Raw genomic sequence first — 17,924 nt, forward strand, 5'->3', positions numbered from 1 at the left:
ACCGTCAGGAGGCTCGCACCGTGAGATACCGACCCAGTCCCCGCACGCGCAAAGTGGCGATCGGGGCCGTCGCGCTGAGCGCGGTCGGCGCGATGAACGCGCCGGCCGTCATCGGCTACGCCGAGCACAAGTACCACGACTACAAGATCAACCAGCCGTCCTACAAGGCGCGGTACGGGCACTGGGACCTGGTGGACGTGCCGCAGCGTTTCCGGATCAACTCCATCCACGCCGCGCTGCTGCACACCGGGAAAGTGCTGATGATCGCCGGGTCCGGCAACAACGCGAAGAACTTCGCCGCCGGCACGTTCCAGAGCGTGCTGTGGGACCCGGCCAAGAACACGTTCAAGGAGATCGACACACCGAAGGACATGTTCTGTGCCGGGCACGCCCAGCTGCCGGACGGCAAGCTGCTGGTGGCGGGCGGCACCCGCCGGTACGAGAAGCTCAAGGGCGACGTCACCCGGGCCGGCGGCCTGATGGTCGTGAAGAACGAGGATCCCGACAAGCCGAAGACGCTGCGCAAGGGCACCGTCTTCCGCAGCCCGGACGGCCTGGAGTACCGCTCGCAGTTCCCGGTGGTGGTGCCGCGCGCCAAGAAGAAGGCCGCCCGCGACGGGAGCGGGAGGATGCGGGTCAGCGCGCGGGAGGCGCGGGTGTACGTCGAGGCCGTGCGGCGCGGCAGGGCCGGGGTGACGAACACGGCCGCGCAGTACAGCATCAAGGGGCTCAAGGGCGCGGACGCCCGTAACCACTACGGTCTGGCGACCAAGCTCGGCCTGGACAAGAAGGACTTCCAGGGCCTCAAGGACGCCTACGAGTTCGATCCGGTCGCCGAGCGGTACCTCCGCGTCGACCCGATGAACGAGGCGCGCTGGTACCCGACGCTGGTGACCCTGAAGAGCGGCAAGGTGCTGTCGGTGTCCGGGCTCGACGACATGGGCGAGATCATCCCGGGCAAGAACGAGATCTACGACCCGAAGACGCGCAAGTGGTCCAAGGGGCCGCACCGCTACTTCCCGACCTATCCGGCGCTCTTCCTCACCGGCGACGGCAAGCTCTTCTACTCCGGCTCCAACGCGGGCTACGGCCCGGCCGACAAGGGCCGCACGCCCGGCATCTGGAACGTCGAGAAGAACACCTTCAAGCCGGTGCCCGGGCTGACGGAGCCTCAGCTGACCGAGACCTCCGCCTCCGTGCTGCTGCCACCCGCCCAGAAGCAGCAGGTGATGCTCCTCGGCGGGGGCGGTGTCGGCGAGTCACCGAAGTCCACGGGGCGCACCGCGCTGGTCGACCTCACCAAGAAGCACCCGGAGTACCGGCCGGGGCCGGGCCTGACCGAGGGCACCCGCTATCTGAACGCGGTGCTCACGCCGGACGACAAGGTGTTCACCAGCGGCGGGTCCGGCGACTACCGCGGCAAGGGCGCCAGCGACAACCACAAGGCGCAGATCTTCGACCCGCGTGCGCACGCGTTCGCCAAGGCGGCGGACCCGACCGTGGGCCGCAACTACCACTCCGAGGCGCTGCTGCTGCCGGACGGGCGGATCGCGGTCTTCGGCTCGGACCCGCTGTTCTCGGACCGCGCGAACACCAGGGTCGGGGAGTTCGAGAAGCGCATCGAGGTCTACACGCCGCCGTACCGCTACGACCGTGCGCGGCCGGCGGCGGCGCACGGCCCGACCGAGGTGAAGCGGGGCGGGACCACCCGCTTCACCGTGGCCGGCGCCGGGAAGGTGCGGACCGCCCGGCTGATGCGGCCCAGCGCCGTCACCCATGTCACCGATGTGGAGCAGCGGTCGGTGGCGCTGGACTTCGAGCGCCGCGGCGGCACGCTGTCGGTGCGCGTGCCCAAGAGCCATTCGCTGGTGCCGCGGGGCTGGTACATGCTCTTCCTCACGGACTCGCGGGGGACTCCGTCGCAGGCGAAGTGGGTGCATGTGAAGTGAGCGGCGAGGCGGCCGGTGCCGGGGAGGCGGCACCGGCCGTTTCCCGGGCCGGGGCCGCTTCCTGTGCGGCGGCGGCCTGCTCCTGCTCCGGCTTCTGCGGGGGCACCGGCTTCTGCGGCGGCTCCGGTGGCCGCAGGTCCTCCCCCACGGCGCGGGCGAGCCGCAGCGCGTAGTCGGTCCACCACTGGCCTGCCGGGGGGCCGCCCCGGCAGGTGCCGTCCGACTCGCCGGGCCGCTTGATCCACAGGTAGGCGTCCACGAGCGGGTGGCCGGTGCGGGTGGTCGGGGGGAGGCCGAGCGCGCGGTCGGGCGGGTTGCACCAGGCTTCCGCGCCGATCGCGTGATCCTGGGTCTCCGGGGGCGGGCCGTTGCCGTTGCGGCTGGTGTCGATGACGTAGTGCACGCCGCCGAGCGCCTTGGAGAGCTTGTCGCCGTACTCCTCGCTCACCGCCGTGGTCTGGAAGTTGGCGACGTTGAGCGCGAAGCCGTCGGCCCGCTTCACGCCCGCCGCCGTCAGATAGCGGGCGAGCGCGTCGGTGTCCTTGATCCAGGAGGCGTTGCCCGCGTCCACGTAGACCGAAGCGCCGGGGCGCGCCTTGAGGGTTTTGACCGCCTCGTTCAGCAGCGCCAGGCGGTCGTTGCGTGCGCGGTCGCGGCAGCCGGCGACGGTGTGCGGCACCGCGTCCGGTTCCAGTACGACGACCGCCTTGCGGTTGCCCAGTCCCTTGGCCAGCCGGGCGACCCAGTCGCGGTAGGCGCTGTCGCTGCCGGCGCCGCCCGCCGAGTAATGGCCGCAGTCCCGCTGCGGGATGTTGTAGGCGACGAAGATCGGGACGCGGCCGTCGCCGGCCGCCTGCCCGGCGATGCGCGCCACGCGGGGTGCGGGGTTCTGCTCCGTGAGCCAGACGGCCACGGGCTGGTCGGCGATCCGGCGCAGCAGGGTCGCCTCCGGCTCCCGTCCCCGTTCGGCCAGTACGCGCGCCTTCCGGGCGCCCGGGGTGTCCGGGTCGACCCAGAACCCGGTCGGCTTGCCCTCGGGGGCCGCGGCCCAGCACGCGGCGGTCACCAACCCGAGCAGCGGTAGTACTCCCAGGGCCACGCCCGCCCGGTTATTTCGCCGGCTCATCAGCTGTCTGCCCAGTCATCGGTTCCCTTTCCTTCGCGGTGCGTCCGTACGGCGCGCCACCCCGACAGAACGGTCATGTCATGTCATACCAGTTCAGAATGGCATGACATGACCGCCTTTCGTGGTATTTACTGCCCGGCTGTGGCAGCGCCCGCGAAGGAGTGGTGCGCCGTCAGGTCACCTCCGGCCGGGCGTACTCGCTCATCGCGTCGATCAGCCAGCGCGCCAGGTAGTCGGCGAAGGAGGCGCGCGGGAGGAGGCGGTAGGTGTCCTCGGCGGTCCGCCACAGGAGCACCGGGACCGGGCCGAGCCGGGTGGCGACGGCCTCTCCGGGGGTGAAGACACGCGGGTGCAGGTCGAGCGGGCAGCCCTTGTCGAGGACGTCGCGGGCCGCGGGGCCGCGCAGCTCCAGGACCGTGCGGTTGGCCGACACGTCGACGACCGAGCCGGGTTCGCCGGCCAGCGCCTCGTGGAGTTCGGCGGTGAGCGGGGCCGTGCCGGGCGGCGCGACCACCAGCCATTCGTCCGGGCCGAGCCACAGCGTCGTGCGCGGCCCGGCCGGCGCGGTCTCCCCGCAGCGCGCGGGCAGCGCGGCGCCGAGGCACTTCTCGATCCGCGCGGCGGCGGCCGAACCCGGCTCGACGCGCAGGCTCAGCATCGTGGTGTACGGCCACTCGCTCACCGCGACGCCGCGCGGACCGGTGACGGTGGCGTCGCGCAGCCGGTCGGCGAGGTGGGCGAGCGGGCTGCGGCGGAGCGCAGCGGGGCCGGTGGCGGTGTCGGTGACGGTCGGCTCAGCCATCGCGCTTGGTCCCTTCGGGGTCGTAGAGGACGGGTCCGGAGACCTCGACGGGTACGAGGTCGTCGCCGACGACGGCGAGCAGGGTCTCGCCGACCCGGTCGCGCCCCGCGGTGACCAGCGCCAGGCCGAACGGGCGGCCGAGCGCCGGGCTGTAGTAGGCGGAGGTGACGTGGCCGAGCATCGGCACGGGGCCGGCCTCGGGGGTCACGGGCACGCCGCGGTCGATGATCTGGGTGCCTTCGGGGAGGCGGGTCGTGCGGTCGGCGGGCAGCAGGCCGACCAGGTGCTTGCGGTCGGCGCGTGCGGTGTCGGCCCGGGCGAAGGAGCGCTTGCCGACGAAGTCCTTCAGCTTGGAGACCACCCAGGACATCCCGGCGTCCTGCGGGGTGACCGTGCCGTCGGTGTCCTGGCCGACGATGATGAAGCCCTTCTCGGCACGGAGCACGTGCGTCGTCTCGGTGCCGTACGGAGTGATGCCGTACGGGCGGCCCGCCTCGTGCACCTCGTCCCAGACGGCCCGGCCGTACCAGGACGAGACGTTGATCTCGTAGGCCAGTTCACCGGAGAAAGAGATCCGGCAGACGCGCGCGGGGACGCCGGAGGCGAGGGTGGTCTCGCGGAAGGTCATGAAGGGGAACGCGTCGTTGGAGACGTCCAGGTCCGGGGCGACCCGGGCGATCACCTCGCGCGACTTCGGGCCGACGACGGCGACGGTGGTCCACTGCTCGGTGACCGAGGTGCACTTCACGTCCAGCTCGGGCCACTCGGTCTGCAGCCACTCCTCCAGCCAGTCCAGCACGGCGGCGGCGTTGCCGGTCGTGGTGGTCATGAAGTACCGGTCGTCCGCGATGCGCAGGGTCACGCCGTCGTCGAAGATCATGCCGTCGGGCTTGCACATCACGCCGTAGCGCGCGAAGCCGGGCTTCAGCTTCTTGAAGCCGTTGGTGTAGATGCGGTTGAGGAATTCGCCGGCGTCCGCGCCCCATATCTCGATCTTGCCGAGGGTGGAGGCGTCCATGAAGGCGACGCCCTCGCGGGCCACCCGGCACTCGCGGGCGACGGCCTCGTCCATGGACTCGCCGGGCCGCGGGTAGTACCGCGGCCGCTTCCACTGCCCGACGTCCTCGAACTCCGCGCCCTGCTCGACGTGCCAGTCGTGGACGGCGGTGCGGCGGTCGGGGTCGAAGAGGTCGCCGCGCTCCCGCCCGGCGAGGGCGGCGAAGGCGACCGGGGTGTAGGGCGCGCGGTAGGTCGTCGTGCCGATGTCGCCCGGCGAGGTGGGTGCGCTGCCCTCCTTCAGCAACTCACCGATGACACCGATGGCGTTGACGCCGGAGGTCTTGCCCTGGTCGTTGGCGGTGCCGAGCGAGGTGTACCGCTTGACGTGCTCGGCGCCGCGCATCCCGGCGCCGGTGGAGCGCCGCACGTCGGCGACGGTCACATCACGCTGGAGGTCGACGAAGTGGGTGTCCCAGGCGCCGGGGTCGTCGCCCTCGCCGGGGACGAGCCAGAGGGGACGTACGGGCGCCGGCGGTTCCGGCGTGCGCGCGGCCGGGACATCGGTCGCACACCCGGCGTCCGCGGCGGCCTGCGCCCCGGCCCTTGCCCCGTCCGCGACACAGCCGGCCAGGTCGTACGTCCCGCACACCGCGCCGGCGAGCCGCTGGTCGCGCACCGGCTCGCCCGGTACGAAGCCCGCCAGCTCCTCGTCCCAGCGCAGCTTCCCCTGCCGCTGGCTGTGCAGGTGCACGACCGGGCTCCAGCCACCGGAGACCGCAAGCAGGTCGCAGTCCAAGGACCGGGCGGGGCCGGTCAGTTGGCCGTTCTCGTCCAACGCGCGGACGGTGACGCCGGTCAGCCGCGGGTCCCCGGCGGTGCCGGCCACCGCGCTACCGGTCAGCACCTCCACTCCGGTGGCAGTGGCGAACTCCCCTGCCGGCTCGGACAGTTCGGTACGGGCGTCGACGACGGCCGCGACCTCGACGCCGGCCGCGCAGAGGTCGGCCGCCGTCTCGTACGCGCTGTCGTGGGTGGTGGCGACCACGACGCGCGTGCCGGGCGCCACCGCGTACCGGTTGAGGTACGTCCGGACGGCGGAGGCGAGCATGATGCCCGGACGGTCGTTGTCCGCGAAGACCAGCGGCCGTTCGTGGGCGCCGGTGGCCAGTACGATCTGCGCCGCCCTGATGTGCCACAGCCGCTGCCGCGAGACGCCTTCGGGTGCTTCGGCGCCGAGGTGGTCGGTGCGGCGCTGCACGGCGAGGACATAGTTGTCGTCGTAGGAGCCGAAGGCGGTCGTACGGGAGAGGACGAGCGTCTCGGGCGCGGCGTCGAGCGCGGCCCGGGTCTCCTGTACCCAGGCGAGCGCGTCCCGGCCGTCGACCGTCTCGCCGCGCCCGGAGAGCAACGCGCCGCCGCATTCGGGCTGTTCGTCGAGGAGGAGCACCCGGGCGCCGGTGGCCGAGGCGGTGGCGGCGGCCGCGAGCCCGGCCGGCCCTGCGCCGATGACCAGCACGTCGGTGTGCACGTACTTCTTGTCGTACACGGCGGGGTCGGGGGTGGGGTCCAGCCGGCCCTGGCCGGAGATCGTGGTGGCGGACAGCCCGTCGTACAGCTCCACGGTGGTGGCCGGGAGCATGCCTTCCGAGCACGGGCCGTCGATCTGCAACAGCGCGTTGGGTTCCTCGACCCCGGCGGCGGTGATGCCGCGCGGGCGGCCGCGGTAGATCGAGGGTGCGACCTCGGTGACACCGGCCGCGAGCAGCGCGGAGGCGACGGTGTCGCCCGGGTGGCCGGTCAGTTCGCGGCCGTCGACGGTGAAGCGGAGCGGGGTGGCGCGGTCGATGCGGCCCCCGAACGGGAGCCGGCGGTGCTGGTCGGTCATCGGTTCCCTCCCTCGGACAGCACGTCGGGGCGCGGCTCGTGGAGCCGGTAGGTGGCCAGCACTTGGTAAGTGGCGGTGTCCCGTACGGCGTTGAACCAGCGGCGGCAGCCGGTGGCGTGCATCCACCGCTCGGCGAACGGGCCCTTGGGGTTGTCCCGGTAGAAGACGTACTCGGCCCACTGCCGGTCATCGAGCGTGTGCGGGTCAGCGGGGAAGGGGACGTGGGCCTGGCCCCCGTAGTGGAATTCGGTCTCGTCACGCGGACCGCACCATGGACAGGACAGGAGGAGCATGGTCGTTCCTCTCGAGGGGGGCGGGCCCGTCACGACGAGCCCGAAGGGCGAGTTCAGGGGCGCGGGGAACTGCGCGACCAGCCACAACGGCGTCGCACCCGGCAACAAAGAAAAACGGCTACGGCGCGAGGCCGCCGCGTCAATGCGCCACCGCAGCCGCACCGTGTTCATCGATCAGCGCCCCCGTGACGAAGCGGTCGAGCGCGAAGGGCGCGTTGATCGGATGCGGCGCCCCGGTCGCAATCGTGTGCGCGAACGTCCAGCCGGCCGCCGGGGTGGCCTTGAAACCGCCGGTCCCCCAGCCGCAGTTGACGTACATGTTCTCCACAGGCGTGGTGCCGATGATCGGCGAGGCGTCCGGGGTGACATCGACGATGCCGCCCCAGGTACGCAGTACATGGGCGCGCGCGAAGACCGGGAACAACTCCACCGCCGCGGCCATCTGCTCCTCGATGACATGGAACGCGCCGCGCTGCCCGTACCCGTTGTACGAATCCACGCCCGCGCCCATCACCAACTCGCCCTTGTGCGCCTGCGAGACGTACACATGCACGTGGTTGGACATCACGACGGTCGGGTGCACCGGCTCGTGCAGCTCGGAGACCAGCGCCTGGAGCGGATGCGACTGTACGGGCAGCCGGAAGCCGGCCTTCTCCGCCAGGACGCTGCTGTGGCCCGCGCTCGCGAGGCCGACGCGCCCTGCGTTGATGCGCCCGCGGGTCGTCTCCACGCCGACGACCCGGTCGCCGTCCTTCACGAAGCCGGTGACCTCGCAGTGCTGGATGATGTCGACGCCCAGTTCGTCGGCGCGGCGGGCCAGCGCCCAGGCGACGTGGTCGTGCTTGGCGATGCCGGCCCGGGGCTGGTAGGTGCCGCCGAGTACGGGATAGCGGGTGTCGGACGAGACGTTGAGGATCGGGCAGACCTCGGCGACCTGCTGTGGGTCCAGCCACTCCGCGTCCACACCGTTGAGCTTGTTGGCACCGACGCGGCGGACGCCTTCGCGTACGTCCTGGAGGGTGTGCGCGAGGTTGAGGACGCCGCGCTGGCTGAACAGGAAGTCGTACTCCAGCTCTTCGGGCAGCGCCTCCCACAGCTTCAGCGCGTGCTCGTAGATCCCCGCGCTCTCGTCCCAGAGGTAGTTGGAGCGGATGATCGTGGTGTTGCGGGCCATGTTGCCGCCCGCGAGCCAGCCCTTCTCCAGGACGGCGACGTTGGTGATGCCGTGGTTCTTGGCGAGGTAGTAGGCGGTGGCCAGCCCGTGACCGCCACCGCCGACGATCACCACGTCGTACGAGGAGCGGGGCTCGGGGTTGCGCCAGAGGTGGTCGGGGTGCTCGGGCAACGGCGTCGTGCTCATGCGGTGGCTCCGTTCAGGCCCGGGTACAGCGGGAACTTGTCGGTGAGCGCGGTGACGCGGGCGCGCAGCACGGCGGCGCGCTCCTCGTCCGGCTCTTCCTTCAGCGTCTGCGCGATGATGTCGGCGACCTCGCGGAACTCCTCGGCCCCGAAACCGCGGGTGGCGAGCGCCGGGGTGCCGATGCGCAGGCCCGAGGAGACCATCGGGGGTCGGGGGTCGAAGGGGACGGCGTTGCGGTTGACGGTGATGCCGATGCGGTGCAGCCGGTCCTCGCCCTGCTGCCCGTCCAGCGCGGAGGCGCGCAGGTCGACGAGGACGAGGTGGACCTCCGTACCGCCGGTGAGGACGGAGACGCCGGTCTCGGCGACGTCGTCGGCGAGCAGCCGCCCGGCGAGGATGCGCGCGCCTTCCAGCGTGCGCCGCTGCCGCTCCTTGAACTCCTCGGAGGCGGCGACCTTGAAGGCCACGGCCTTGGCGGCGATCACATGCTCCAGCGGCCCGCCCTGCTGCCCCGGGAAGACGGCCGAGTTGATCTTCTTGGCGAGCTCCTGGGTGGACAGGATCACACCACCGCGCGGCCCGCCGAGCGTCTTGTGGGTGGTCGTGGTGACGACGTCGGCGTACGGGACGGGGCTGGGGTGCAGCCCGGCGGCGACCAGCCCGGCGAAGTGCGCCATGTCGACCATCAGATACGCGCCGACCTCGTCCGCGATGCGCCGGAAGGCCACGAAGTCCAACTGCCGCGGATAGGCGGACCACCCCGCCACGATCATCTTCGGCCGATGCTCGCGCGCGAGCTCCGCGACCTCGTCCATGTCGACCCGCAGATCGTCCTTACTGACGTGATACGGAACGACGTTGTAGAGCTTGCCGGAGAAGTTGAGGCGCATGCCGTGGGTGAGGTGGCCGCCGTGCGCGAGGTCCAGGCCGAGGATGGTGTCGCCCGGCTTGAGCAGTGCGAACATCGCGGCGGCGTTGGCCTGCGCGCCGGAGTGCGGCTGCACGTTGGCGGCCTCGGCGCCGAACAGCTCCTTGACCCGGTCCCGGGCGAGCCGCTCGACGGCGTCGACGTGCTCGCAGCCCCCGTAGTAGCGGCGACCGGGATACCCCTCGGCGTACTTGTTGGTCAGGACCGAGCCCTGCGCCTCCATGACGGCGGCCGGCGCGAAATTCTCCGACGCGATCATTTCCAGGGTGGACTGCTGACGGTGGAGTTCGGCGCCGACCGCGGCCGCGACCTCGGGGTCGAGCTCGCCGAGCGGTGACGTGAGGGCGATCGAAGCATTCGCTGCCATCTGCGCACTCCTAGAATTCAGCTGAAGAGCAACTGATATATCAGGCTGTGCGGTAAGGTATGGGAGTCCGAAGAACAGGTCAAGAGGTGGCTTGATGAACGGTACGGAGTCCAGGTCAGAGGAGCTGTCGCTCGCCGAGCGGGCCTACCGCGCCATCCGCGACCGCCTGGTCATGCTGGACATCCGCCCCGGCGAGCCGATCAACGAGGACCAGCTCTCCCAGTCCCTCGGCTTCGGCCGCACCCCGGTGCGCGAGGCGCTCAAGCGCCTCCAGTACGAGCGGCTGATCGCCACCTTCCCCCGCCGCGGCACCTTCGCCACCGAGGTCAACATCACCGACCTCGCGCACATCTCCGAGGTCCGCCGGCAGCTGGAGCCGATGGCCGCCGCGCAGGCGGCGCGCCGCGCCACCGCCGCGGACCGCGCCCGCCTGACCGACCTGCTGCGCGAGCTGGAGAGCGCGGGCGACCAGGGCCGCAGCCCGGACGACCTGATGCGCCTCGACCTCGCGGTGCACCGCGCGATCTACGCCGCCACGCACAACCCGTACCTGGAAGACACCCTGGTCCGCTACGACAACCTCGCGACCCGGGTGTGGTGCCTCTTCGTCGACCGCCTGCCCGGCATGGCGGGCCACATCGGCGAACACGGCCCGCTGCTCCGCACCATCACGGCCGCCGACCCGGACAAGGCCGCCGAACTGGCCCGCAGCCATGTCGAGGGCTTCGAACAGGCAATCCGCGAGGCGATCTGACCAACGGCGACCGACCCGCCGACCGGCGCGGCGATCCGGTCCGATCCGATCCGTAATGCTCTGGCCTTGGTTTCCCTGACACGGGCCGGATTTGGGACCGTGTACGGGAGGGGACCGGGGGAACTCGACAGCACCGCGCGGCAGTGGCCTGCGGCGCGGGGGCCCGGCGGCGACGGTCCACCGTCGAGCCACAGCGCGGCGGCCTGCCCCGCGCCGGACCGGTCGAGGTGACCCTGATGACAACGACAGCACAGCCCAGAGCAACAGCGCCGGCACAGCCCAGAGCGGCGGTACCACCTGGGACCGCGGCGCAGGCCCCTTCGCCGGAGGAGATGCGACGGGCCATGGGCGCGTTCGCGACAGGGGTGACGGTGGTGACCGCGCTGGACGGCGGCGAACCCGTCGGATTCACCTGCCAGTCCTTCACCTCGGTGTCCCTGACACCCCCGCTGGTACTGTTCTGCGCCGACCATCGGGGACGCAGCTGGCCACGCATCCGAGCGGCCGGCCGCTTCACGGCCAACGTGCTCGCCGAGGACCAGACGGAGCTGTGCGCACGCTTCGGCTCGCGCGCCGGCCGGAAGTACGAGGGACTGGGCTGGGACCTGTCCCGGTGGAGCACACCGTCGCTGCGCGGGGTCCTCGCGCGGGTGCACGCCGAGATCACGGACGTCCACAGCGCCGGCGACCACGACGTGGCGATCGGCCGGGTCCTCGCGCTGGAAACCGGCCACGAGGCCCGCCCCCTGGTCTTCTTCCGCGGCCGCTTCATCAAAACCACAGCCGCCGCCCCGCCTCCGGGTTGGCCTCGGCCTCTGCCTTAGGGGGTGTCTTACTGGGCGGAGACCTTGTGGACGGTCGTGTCGTCGGGGTTCAGCCGTCGTCCGTCGGCGGACAGCACTTCCAGTGCGCGGAGGCGCTGTCCCTCTCGGCTGTCGACCAACTCCGAGTGCGGTTCGCCGGGGGCGAAGAAGTTCTGTTCGCCCCACTGCCGCAGTGCCACGATGACGGGAAAGAGCGCCTTGCCCTTCGGAGTCAGTACGTACTCGCGGTAGGCGCTGCCGTCCGAGGCGGGGACGGATTCAAGTACGCCGCCATTCACCAGAGTTCGCAGACGTGCGGTGAGGATGTTCTTCGCCACGCCGAGGCTGCGCTGGAACTCCCCGAAACGCCGGCTCCCGTCGAAGGCGTCCCGCACGATCAGCAGGGACCACCAGTCGCCGATCGCGTCCACCGACCGGGCGACGGGGCATTCGCTGTCGTCGAAGCGCGTCCTGGTCACCATGGCTTCCCGTCTCCCCTCGCTCCCTGCGGTTGCAACATGCTACCAAGAAAGTTACCGTCACCACTGGTAGCAACTTGAAACCATAATGCGGGGGTACCGATGTCAGGTAACTGCGAGTCCGCCCTGTCCCGTGGCGTCGTCATCCTGTTCGCCGTCGCCTGCGGGGCGGCCGTCGCCAACGTCTACTTCTCCCAGCCGCTCCTGGTGACCATGGGCCACGACCTCGCCATGAGCCCGGCACTTGTCGGCAGCGTGGTCACCCTCACGCAGGTCGGATACGGGCTGGGGCTCTTCTTCCTCGTGCCGCTGGGCGACGTGGCCGACCGTCGACGGCTCGTCGTGGCCCAACTGCTGCTCCTGGTCGGGGCGTTGACCGTGGTGGCCACCGCCCGCACGGCGGCGCTCCTGCTGGCCGGCATGGCCGCGACGGGGCTTCTCGCGGTCGTCACGCAGACACTGGTGGCCTTCGCGGCATCACTGGCACCCGCCGCCGGGCGCGGACGGGTCGTCGGTCTGGTCACCAGCGGCGTGGTCGTCGGAATCCTGCTCGCCCGCACCGCATCCGGCCTCATCGCCGATCTCGCGGGCTGGCGCTCCGTCTACCTCGCCTCGGCGTCGCTCACCGCTCTGCTCGCCCTGGTCCTGTACCGAGTACTGCCGCGCCACAGTGACACCGCGCCGACGACCCTGCGCTACGGACAGCTCCTGCGCTCCACGGTCACCCTGTTCGCACGGGAGCGACTGCTGCGGCTCCGGGCCCTGTTCGGTCTGCTGGCCTTCGCCGCGTTCAGCACCCTGTGGAGCAGCGTCGCGCTGCCGCTCAGCGAGGCCCCGTACTTCCTGTCGCACAGCGCGATCGGGGCGCTGGGGCTGATCGGTGTCGCCGGTGCCCTGGCCGCGAGTGTGGCGGGCCGCCTCAACGACCGCGGACTCTCCCGGCGGACCACCGGCATCGCGCTGGCACTGCTCGCCGCCTCGTGGCTGCCCTTGGCCTTCACCCGCAGCTCGCTCTGGGCCCTGGTCGTCGGAGTGATCCTGCTCGACCTCGCCGTGCAGGCGGTCCATGTCACCAACCAGACCCTGATCTACGCGCTGCACCCGGACGCGGGCAGCCGGCTGATCGGCGGATACATGGTCTTCTACTCGATCGGCAGCGCCACCGGCGCCATCGCCGCGACCTCCCTCTACACGGTGGCGGGTTGGGGCGCCGTCTGCGCACTGGGGGCCGCGTTCAGCTGCCTCGGGCTGGTGCTGTGGGCGTTCACACGACACAGCACCCCTGGCGCTTCCGCCCCCGGTGGCGGGTCGGGGGCTCGTGCGGCCGGCTATAAGGTGAGCGGGGGAGATCGAGAAGCTGGGAGGCCCCGTGCCTAACGGGTATGACGTGGCGCGTGCCGCCGGGGTGTCGCAGACCACGGTGTCCCGGGTCTTCCGCGGTGACACCCTCGTCGCCGGGCGCACCCGCGACCACGTCCTGACGGTCGCCCGGCAGCTGGGGTACGCGCCGAACCTCGCGGCCCGCACGCTGACGACGAACCGCGCGTACACCGTCGCCGTGATCACTCCGGACGTGGTGAACCCGCTGTACCCGCAGGAAATCACCACGCTGCACGGCGAGTTCAGCGCGGCGGGGTACCGCACGATGCTGCTCGCCCGGGGCGAGGCGGACGCGGATGCGGACAGCGCGCCGCGCGACCTGGACGCGCTGCGCGGCCGGGCGGTGGACGGCGTGGTCTTCGCCGCCGCGACGGTGGAATCACCGGCGGTGGCGCGGTTCCTGGAGTCGGGGATGCCGCTGGTACTGCTGCACCGGGACGCCGAGCGGGGCGAGGTGGACCGGGTACTGAGCGACGACCGGGCGGGCTGCGACCTCGCGGCGGAGTACGCGGTGGGCCTGGGCCACCGGCGGATCGGCGTGCTCACGGGGCCGCCGGAGACCTCCAGCGGGCGGGCCAGGCGGCAGTACTTCGCGGAGGCGCTGGCGAAGCTGGGGCGCCCGCTGGACGCGAAGTACGCGCGCTGGGGCAGCCATTCGCACGAGACGGGTTTCGCGCTGGCCGAAGAGCTGCTGGCGCTGGACCCGGCGCCGACGGCGGTGCTGTGCGGCAGCGACATCGTGGCGTACGGCGTGCTGGACGCGGCCCGGCGGCGGGGCCTGCGGGTCCCCGAGGACCTGTCGGTGATCGGCTTCGACGACATCGCGATGTCCAGCTGGTCGATGATCGGGCTGACCACCGTGCGCCAGCCGCTGGAGAAGATGGCGAAGGCCGCGGCGACGACGCTGCTGCACCGCATCGAGCACCCGGACGCGCACACCCCGCAGCGGCAGGTCTTCGACGTGGAGCTGATCGAACGCGGCACGTCGGGCCGCGCGCCCGTCTGATCGTCCCAGTACCGCGTGCACGTCATCGCCCCAGTACCGCGTGCACCTCACCGTCTCGGTACCGCGTTCACATCACCGTCGCCGAGCCCTCCGGTTCCTGGCCCTCCGGGCCCGGCATCCGGGCGGCGATCACGGCGATGTCGTCGTTGCTGGTGGCGGACGGGCCCTCGACCAGGGCGCGGCAGAATTCGTCCAGCGGCTCGGTGGCGAGCCGCGCCGCGTGTTGGCGCAGCCGCTCCAGGCCCTGGTCGATGTCCTCGTCGGCGCGTTCCACGAGGCCGTCGGTGTAGAGCAGGACGATGCTGCGCGGCGGCAGCGGTTCGGTGGTGCTGGCCCGTTCCTTGTCCGGGGCCAGCCCGCCGAGCATGATGTCCTGCGCGGCCTCCAGGAACCGTGCCTCGCCGTCGGCGGTGACCAGCAGCGGCGGCGGGTGCCCCGCGACGCTGAAGTGCAGCTGCCGGGGCCCGCCGGACTCGCCCTCGATGCGCGCGTACACGCAGGTCGCGGTGCCCTCCTCGGTGTCGAGGATCTGGGTGCTCACGTCCAGCCTGCGCAGGATGTCGCCGGGCGGCTCCTGCCGGTCGACGACCAGGCCGCGCAGCATGTTGCGCATCTTGCTCATCGTGACGGCGGCGGCCAGGTCGTGGCCCGCGACATCGCCGATGATCAGGGTGGTGGCACCGTCGGGCAGGACGAAGGAGTCGTACCAGTCGCCGCCGACCTCGTCCGCCATGGTGCTGGGCGTGTACCGGGCGACGATCTCCAGGCCGTCGACCGTGGGCGGATCGGTGAGCAGGCTTCGCTGGAGGGCGAGGGCGATGCGCTGGGTGTGCCGGAGCTCCAGGGCGTGGCTGAAGACGGGCAGGGACTGGTCCAGTACGGCCCGGATGAGGCCGAGTTCGTCGCGGCTGAAGGGTTCGCGGCCGCGGCAGGCGTAGACGGTGAACACGGCGTGCACGCTCCCCGCGACGGTGACGGGGAACATGACGACGTCGTGCACGCCCGCCTCCGCCGCCCAGTCGGCCACGCCGGGCGGCACCTTCTCGGGCGGTACGGGGCCGGGGCCGAGGGTGCGGTGGACCGGGCGGTGTTCGCGGATCGCCTGGTCGAAGGCCGATCCGGACGTCACCCGTTCGGGTCGCAGCGGAGCCATGGCCCCGGGCAGCCCGTCCCGGATCGTGGCGGAGATGCGGTGGATGACCTGCCCCTCCCGCTCGGTGCCGGGCTCGCCCTCCGGGAAGAGGTACACACCGCAGGCGTCGGCCAGCTCCGGTACGATCACCCGCCCCACCGCCGCGAAGGCGTGGTCGGCGCGGGCCGACTCGGTCACCGCGGCCGAGGCCCGCACCAGCAGCTCCTTGCGGCGCTCCGCCAGCCACTGGTCCTCGATGTCGGCGCAGGCGCCGATCCACTCCACGACCCGGCCCGCCTCCCGGATGGGGACCGCGCGCAGCTCGCAGTGGCGGTGGCAGCCGTCCTTGTGGCGCAGCCGGAAGCGGTGGTGGAACAGCTCCGGCACCTCCTGGACCGCGCGCCGCCACGCCTCGGCGAGCGCGGCGCGGTCGTCGGGGTGCGCGGAGTCCAGCCAGCCGTCGCCGCGGAGCTGGTCCCACGACATGCCGGTGACCTGCTCCCAGCCGGGGCTGCGCTCGATGAGGCGGCCGTCCGGGCCGGTGACCCACACCTTCTGGGCCCCGGCCGTGACCAGGCTCTGGTACCGGTGGAGCACCCGCAGCCGCTTCTCCGAGAGCAGCCGGGCCCGCTCCCTGGCGGTGACCTCGCCGGTGACCTCCATGGCCACCAGCAGCACGCCCGCCTCCTCCGGGTCCCCCACCCAGCCCTCGGGCACGGCCCGGGAGAGGCTGAGGCTGAACCAGCGGTCCCGCAGCTCGCCCCGCGCGTCCTCGATCCGTACCGGCCGGTCGGGGCCGATCTGCACCGGATCGCCCGTCCGGTACACCCGGCCCATCAGCTCGAAGTGTTCCTGCTGCAGGTCGGACAGGGCCTCCCGGGCCGGTACGCCGTGCGGCCGCTCCCCGAACAGCCGCCGGTAGACGGCGTTGGTGTACGCCAGGATGAGGTCGGGGCCGTGGAAGACGGCCACCGCGACCGGTGCCGGGTCGAACACGTCCAGCGCCGGGATGCCCTGCGTCTCCCCGGCGGGACCGCCCGGCCCGGCATCGCCGGCTCCGTCACGGTGTGGCTGCTCAGTCACCATCACGCCCACTTCCACGTCGTGTATGCATCATTTCTACTCAATGCCGGGCGTTTCCGTCGGGCGGGACGCGTGATCGGGTGGGGGCAGCGCCTTCCGGGGCTCGTCCTGCCTGCTCCCGATCCAGCTCGGCGGGGACCCGGAATGCGGGCCGGCCGGAAATCGCCGGCGCGGCCCGCCGCGGCCCCGGCCGCACGGAGGCCGCTGGCAGGATGACCGGTATGACCGACCATCCGCTGCTCGGAACGTATGAGGTGGCCGCCGTCGAGCCGTATCTCGCCCGGGTGGGCGAGGTGTTCGCGGCCGGACCCGGCCATGACTCGGGGTGTCGTACGTACGGTGTGCGGCTGCCCGACGGGGAACGCTGGTGCGTCAAGGAGGCGTTGACGGACGCGGCGCAGCGGTCGCTGGACCGCGGCTGGGTGTTCCACCGTGCCGTACGGCATCCGGTGATCGTCCCGCAGGTGCACCGGATGCGGGTGGGCGAGCGGACCGCCGTCGTCCTACCGTGGCGGGACGGCGAGCCGCTGTACCACCGCGCCCCGCCCCGCGCCCCCGGAGAGCCGCGGGGCGCCGCGCTGGCCCGCTTCCGGGCGCTGCCCGTGGAGCGGGTGCTGGCGGCGCTGGACCTGATCCTGGACGCGCACCTGGCGGTGGAGCAGGCCGGGCACGTCGCGGTGGACTTCTACGACGGGGCCGTGCTGTACGACTTCGCCACGCACACCCCGCACTTGATCGACCTCGACGAGTACCGCCGCGGCCCGTTCGTCCTGCAGGAGGACCGGCTGCCGGGGTCGCGGCGGTTCATGGCGCCGGAGGAGTGGGTGCGCGGGGCGATCATCGATGTCCGTACGACGGTGTTCACGCTCGGACGGACGGCGCGGCTACTGATGGACGCGGGCGACGAGGAGCGGGCGTGGCGCGGCACGCCGCGGCAGCGCGCGGTGATAGCCCGGGCCACCTGCGCCGATCCGCCGCACCGCTTTCCGAGCGTGCGGCAGTTCGTCGGGGAGTGGCGGGCGGCGGGCCGCGAGGTGCCGGCCGATCCGCACGAGCCCCTTGGCCGCGGCGAGTTGATGCATTAATCTAACGGGCGGAAATGGTGCATTAATGCATCGAGGAGGGTGCGCGCACCACGAGGAAGACAGCCGCAAGGCAGACACCCCCGCAAGGCGGACAGCCACGAGAGGCAGCGAGCCGTGGAGAGCGACCGGTCAGGCGATGGCGTCGTCGGACGTCGTGCCCAGCGGGTCGAGCGCGGAGAGCAGATCGGCGTGGATCTCGAAGGAATCGAGGAGGCCGGTCAGGCTCAGCAGCCGGACGACACTCGTACTGCCGTCGTCCGAGACGAGCCGCAGCCGCCCCTCACGCGCCATGATCCGCAGCCGCGCCCGGCACAGCAGCGACAGGCCGCCGCAGTCCATGAAGGTCACCCGGCGCAGGTCCACGACCAGGTCGGGGCGTCCGGTACTGGTGAGTACGTCGATGCGGTCGGCCAGGTTGATCCTGGCAAGGATGTCCAGCTCCCCGCTCAGCTCCATGACCGTGGTGGCACCCACGGCCCTTTCACGGCCCCCG

General features: G+C 71.9%; 15 protein-coding genes. 6 read left to right on the top strand and 9 right to left on the bottom strand.

What is annotated here, in order from left to right:
* The first annotated feature begins 20 nt into the window (after positions 1–20).
* Positions 21–1,949: a radical copper oxidase GlxA gene (gene glxA / locus ACZ4MH_RS02160; RefSeq protein ID WP_351597879.1), complete on the top strand. Its 1,929-nt coding sequence runs from the start codon at positions 21–23 to the stop codon at positions 1,947–1,949.
* Here glxA and ACZ4MH_RS02165 read toward each other — a convergent pair.
* The 6 genes from ACZ4MH_RS02165 to glyA form a co-directional block, all read right to left on the bottom strand.
* Positions 1,897–3,048 (bottom strand): glycoside hydrolase family 6 protein, encoded by a 1,152-nt coding sequence (locus tag ACZ4MH_RS02165; RefSeq protein WP_351597876.1) that lies wholly within the window; start codon positions 3,046–3,048, stop codon positions 1,897–1,899. The two genes, glxA and ACZ4MH_RS02165, sit on opposite strands and share 53 nt — an antisense overlap.
* 199 nt (positions 3,049–3,247) lie before the next feature.
* Entirely contained in the window at positions 3,248–3,877 is a 630-nt protein-coding gene (locus ACZ4MH_RS02170) for a sarcosine oxidase subunit gamma (RefSeq protein ID WP_351597873.1), read from the bottom strand.
* Positions 3,870–6,761: a sarcosine oxidase subunit alpha family protein gene (locus ACZ4MH_RS02175; protein ID WP_351597870.1), complete on the bottom strand. Its 2,892-nt coding sequence runs from the start codon at positions 6,759–6,761 to the stop codon at positions 3,870–3,872. Before ACZ4MH_RS02175 ends, ACZ4MH_RS02170 begins: the two co-directional genes overlap by 8 nt.
* Positions 6,758–7,054, bottom strand: coding sequence for a sarcosine oxidase subunit delta (locus ACZ4MH_RS02180; protein ID WP_351597867.1), 297 nt, complete (start codon positions 7,052–7,054; stop codon positions 6,758–6,760). The genes ACZ4MH_RS02175 and ACZ4MH_RS02180 overlap by 4 nt, the downstream gene beginning before the upstream one ends.
* Before the next feature lie 139 nt (positions 7,055–7,193).
* Positions 7,194–8,414 carry a sarcosine oxidase subunit beta family protein gene (locus tag ACZ4MH_RS02185; protein ID WP_351597864.1) on the bottom strand — a complete coding sequence of 407 codons (1,221 nt, stop codon included), beginning with the start codon at positions 8,412–8,414 and terminating at the stop codon, positions 7,194–7,196.
* A complete protein-coding gene (gene glyA / locus ACZ4MH_RS02190) occupies positions 8,411–9,709 on the bottom strand; it encodes a serine hydroxymethyltransferase (protein ID WP_351597861.1) in 1,299 nt (432 codons plus the stop codon). The genes ACZ4MH_RS02185 and glyA overlap by 4 nt, the downstream gene beginning before the upstream one ends.
* A gap of 94 nt (positions 9,710–9,803) precedes the next feature.
* Between glyA and ACZ4MH_RS02195 the strand changes: the two genes are divergently transcribed.
* Both ACZ4MH_RS02195 and ACZ4MH_RS02200 read left to right on the top strand, forming a co-directional pair.
* Positions 9,804–10,463, top strand: a complete 660-nt coding sequence (locus tag ACZ4MH_RS02195) for a GntR family transcriptional regulator (protein WP_351597858.1) — start codon at positions 9,804–9,806, stop codon at positions 10,461–10,463.
* 344 nt (positions 10,464–10,807) lie between these two features.
* The gene (locus tag ACZ4MH_RS02200) at positions 10,808–11,287 is read left to right on the top strand and encodes a flavin reductase family protein (RefSeq protein ID WP_351597855.1); all 480 of its coding nucleotides are present in this window, start codon (positions 10,808–10,810) and stop codon (positions 11,285–11,287) included.
* A gap of 8 nt (positions 11,288–11,295) precedes the next feature.
* Here ACZ4MH_RS02200 and ACZ4MH_RS02205 read toward each other — a convergent pair whose 3' ends face one another.
* The gene (locus tag ACZ4MH_RS02205; protein WP_351597852.1) at positions 11,296–11,748 is read right to left on the bottom strand and encodes a winged helix-turn-helix transcriptional regulator; all 453 of its coding nucleotides are present in this window, start codon (positions 11,746–11,748) and stop codon (positions 11,296–11,298) included.
* A gap of 99 nt (positions 11,749–11,847) precedes the next feature.
* On the opposite strand from ACZ4MH_RS02205, the gene ACZ4MH_RS02210 reads away from it, so the two are divergent.
* Together ACZ4MH_RS02210 and ACZ4MH_RS02215 are read left to right on the top strand one after the other, a co-directional pair.
* Positions 11,848–13,122 carry an MFS transporter gene (locus ACZ4MH_RS02210; RefSeq protein WP_351597849.1) on the top strand — a complete coding sequence of 425 codons (1,275 nt, stop codon included), beginning with the start codon at positions 11,848–11,850 and terminating at the stop codon, positions 13,120–13,122.
* Entirely contained in the window at positions 13,115–14,131 is a 1,017-nt protein-coding gene (locus ACZ4MH_RS02215) for a LacI family DNA-binding transcriptional regulator (protein WP_351597847.1), read from the top strand. The genes ACZ4MH_RS02210 and ACZ4MH_RS02215 overlap by 8 nt, the downstream gene beginning before the upstream one ends.
* A gap of 67 nt (positions 14,132–14,198) precedes the next feature.
* Here ACZ4MH_RS02215 and ACZ4MH_RS02220 read toward each other — a convergent pair whose 3' ends face one another.
* Complete coding sequence (locus ACZ4MH_RS02220; protein ID WP_351597845.1) at positions 14,199–16,349, bottom strand: SpoIIE family protein phosphatase; 2,151 nt, start codon at positions 16,347–16,349, stop codon at positions 14,199–14,201.
* 218 nt (positions 16,350–16,567) lie between these two features.
* Between ACZ4MH_RS02220 and ACZ4MH_RS02225 the strand changes: the two genes are divergently transcribed.
* Complete coding sequence (locus ACZ4MH_RS02225; protein ID WP_351597843.1) at positions 16,568–17,431, top strand: serine/threonine protein kinase; 864 nt, start codon at positions 16,568–16,570, stop codon at positions 17,429–17,431.
* Positions 17,432–17,560: 129 nt separating this feature from the next.
* Here the strand turns inward: ACZ4MH_RS02225 and ACZ4MH_RS02230 are convergent, their stop codons facing one another.
* Positions 17,561–17,905 carry an STAS domain-containing protein gene (locus tag ACZ4MH_RS02230; RefSeq protein ID WP_351597840.1) on the bottom strand — a complete coding sequence of 115 codons (345 nt, stop codon included), beginning with the start codon at positions 17,903–17,905 and terminating at the stop codon, positions 17,561–17,563.
* Positions 17,906–17,924: the final 19 nt, after the last annotated feature.

The organism is Streptomyces sp. NPDC026301, from assembly GCF_055567935.1.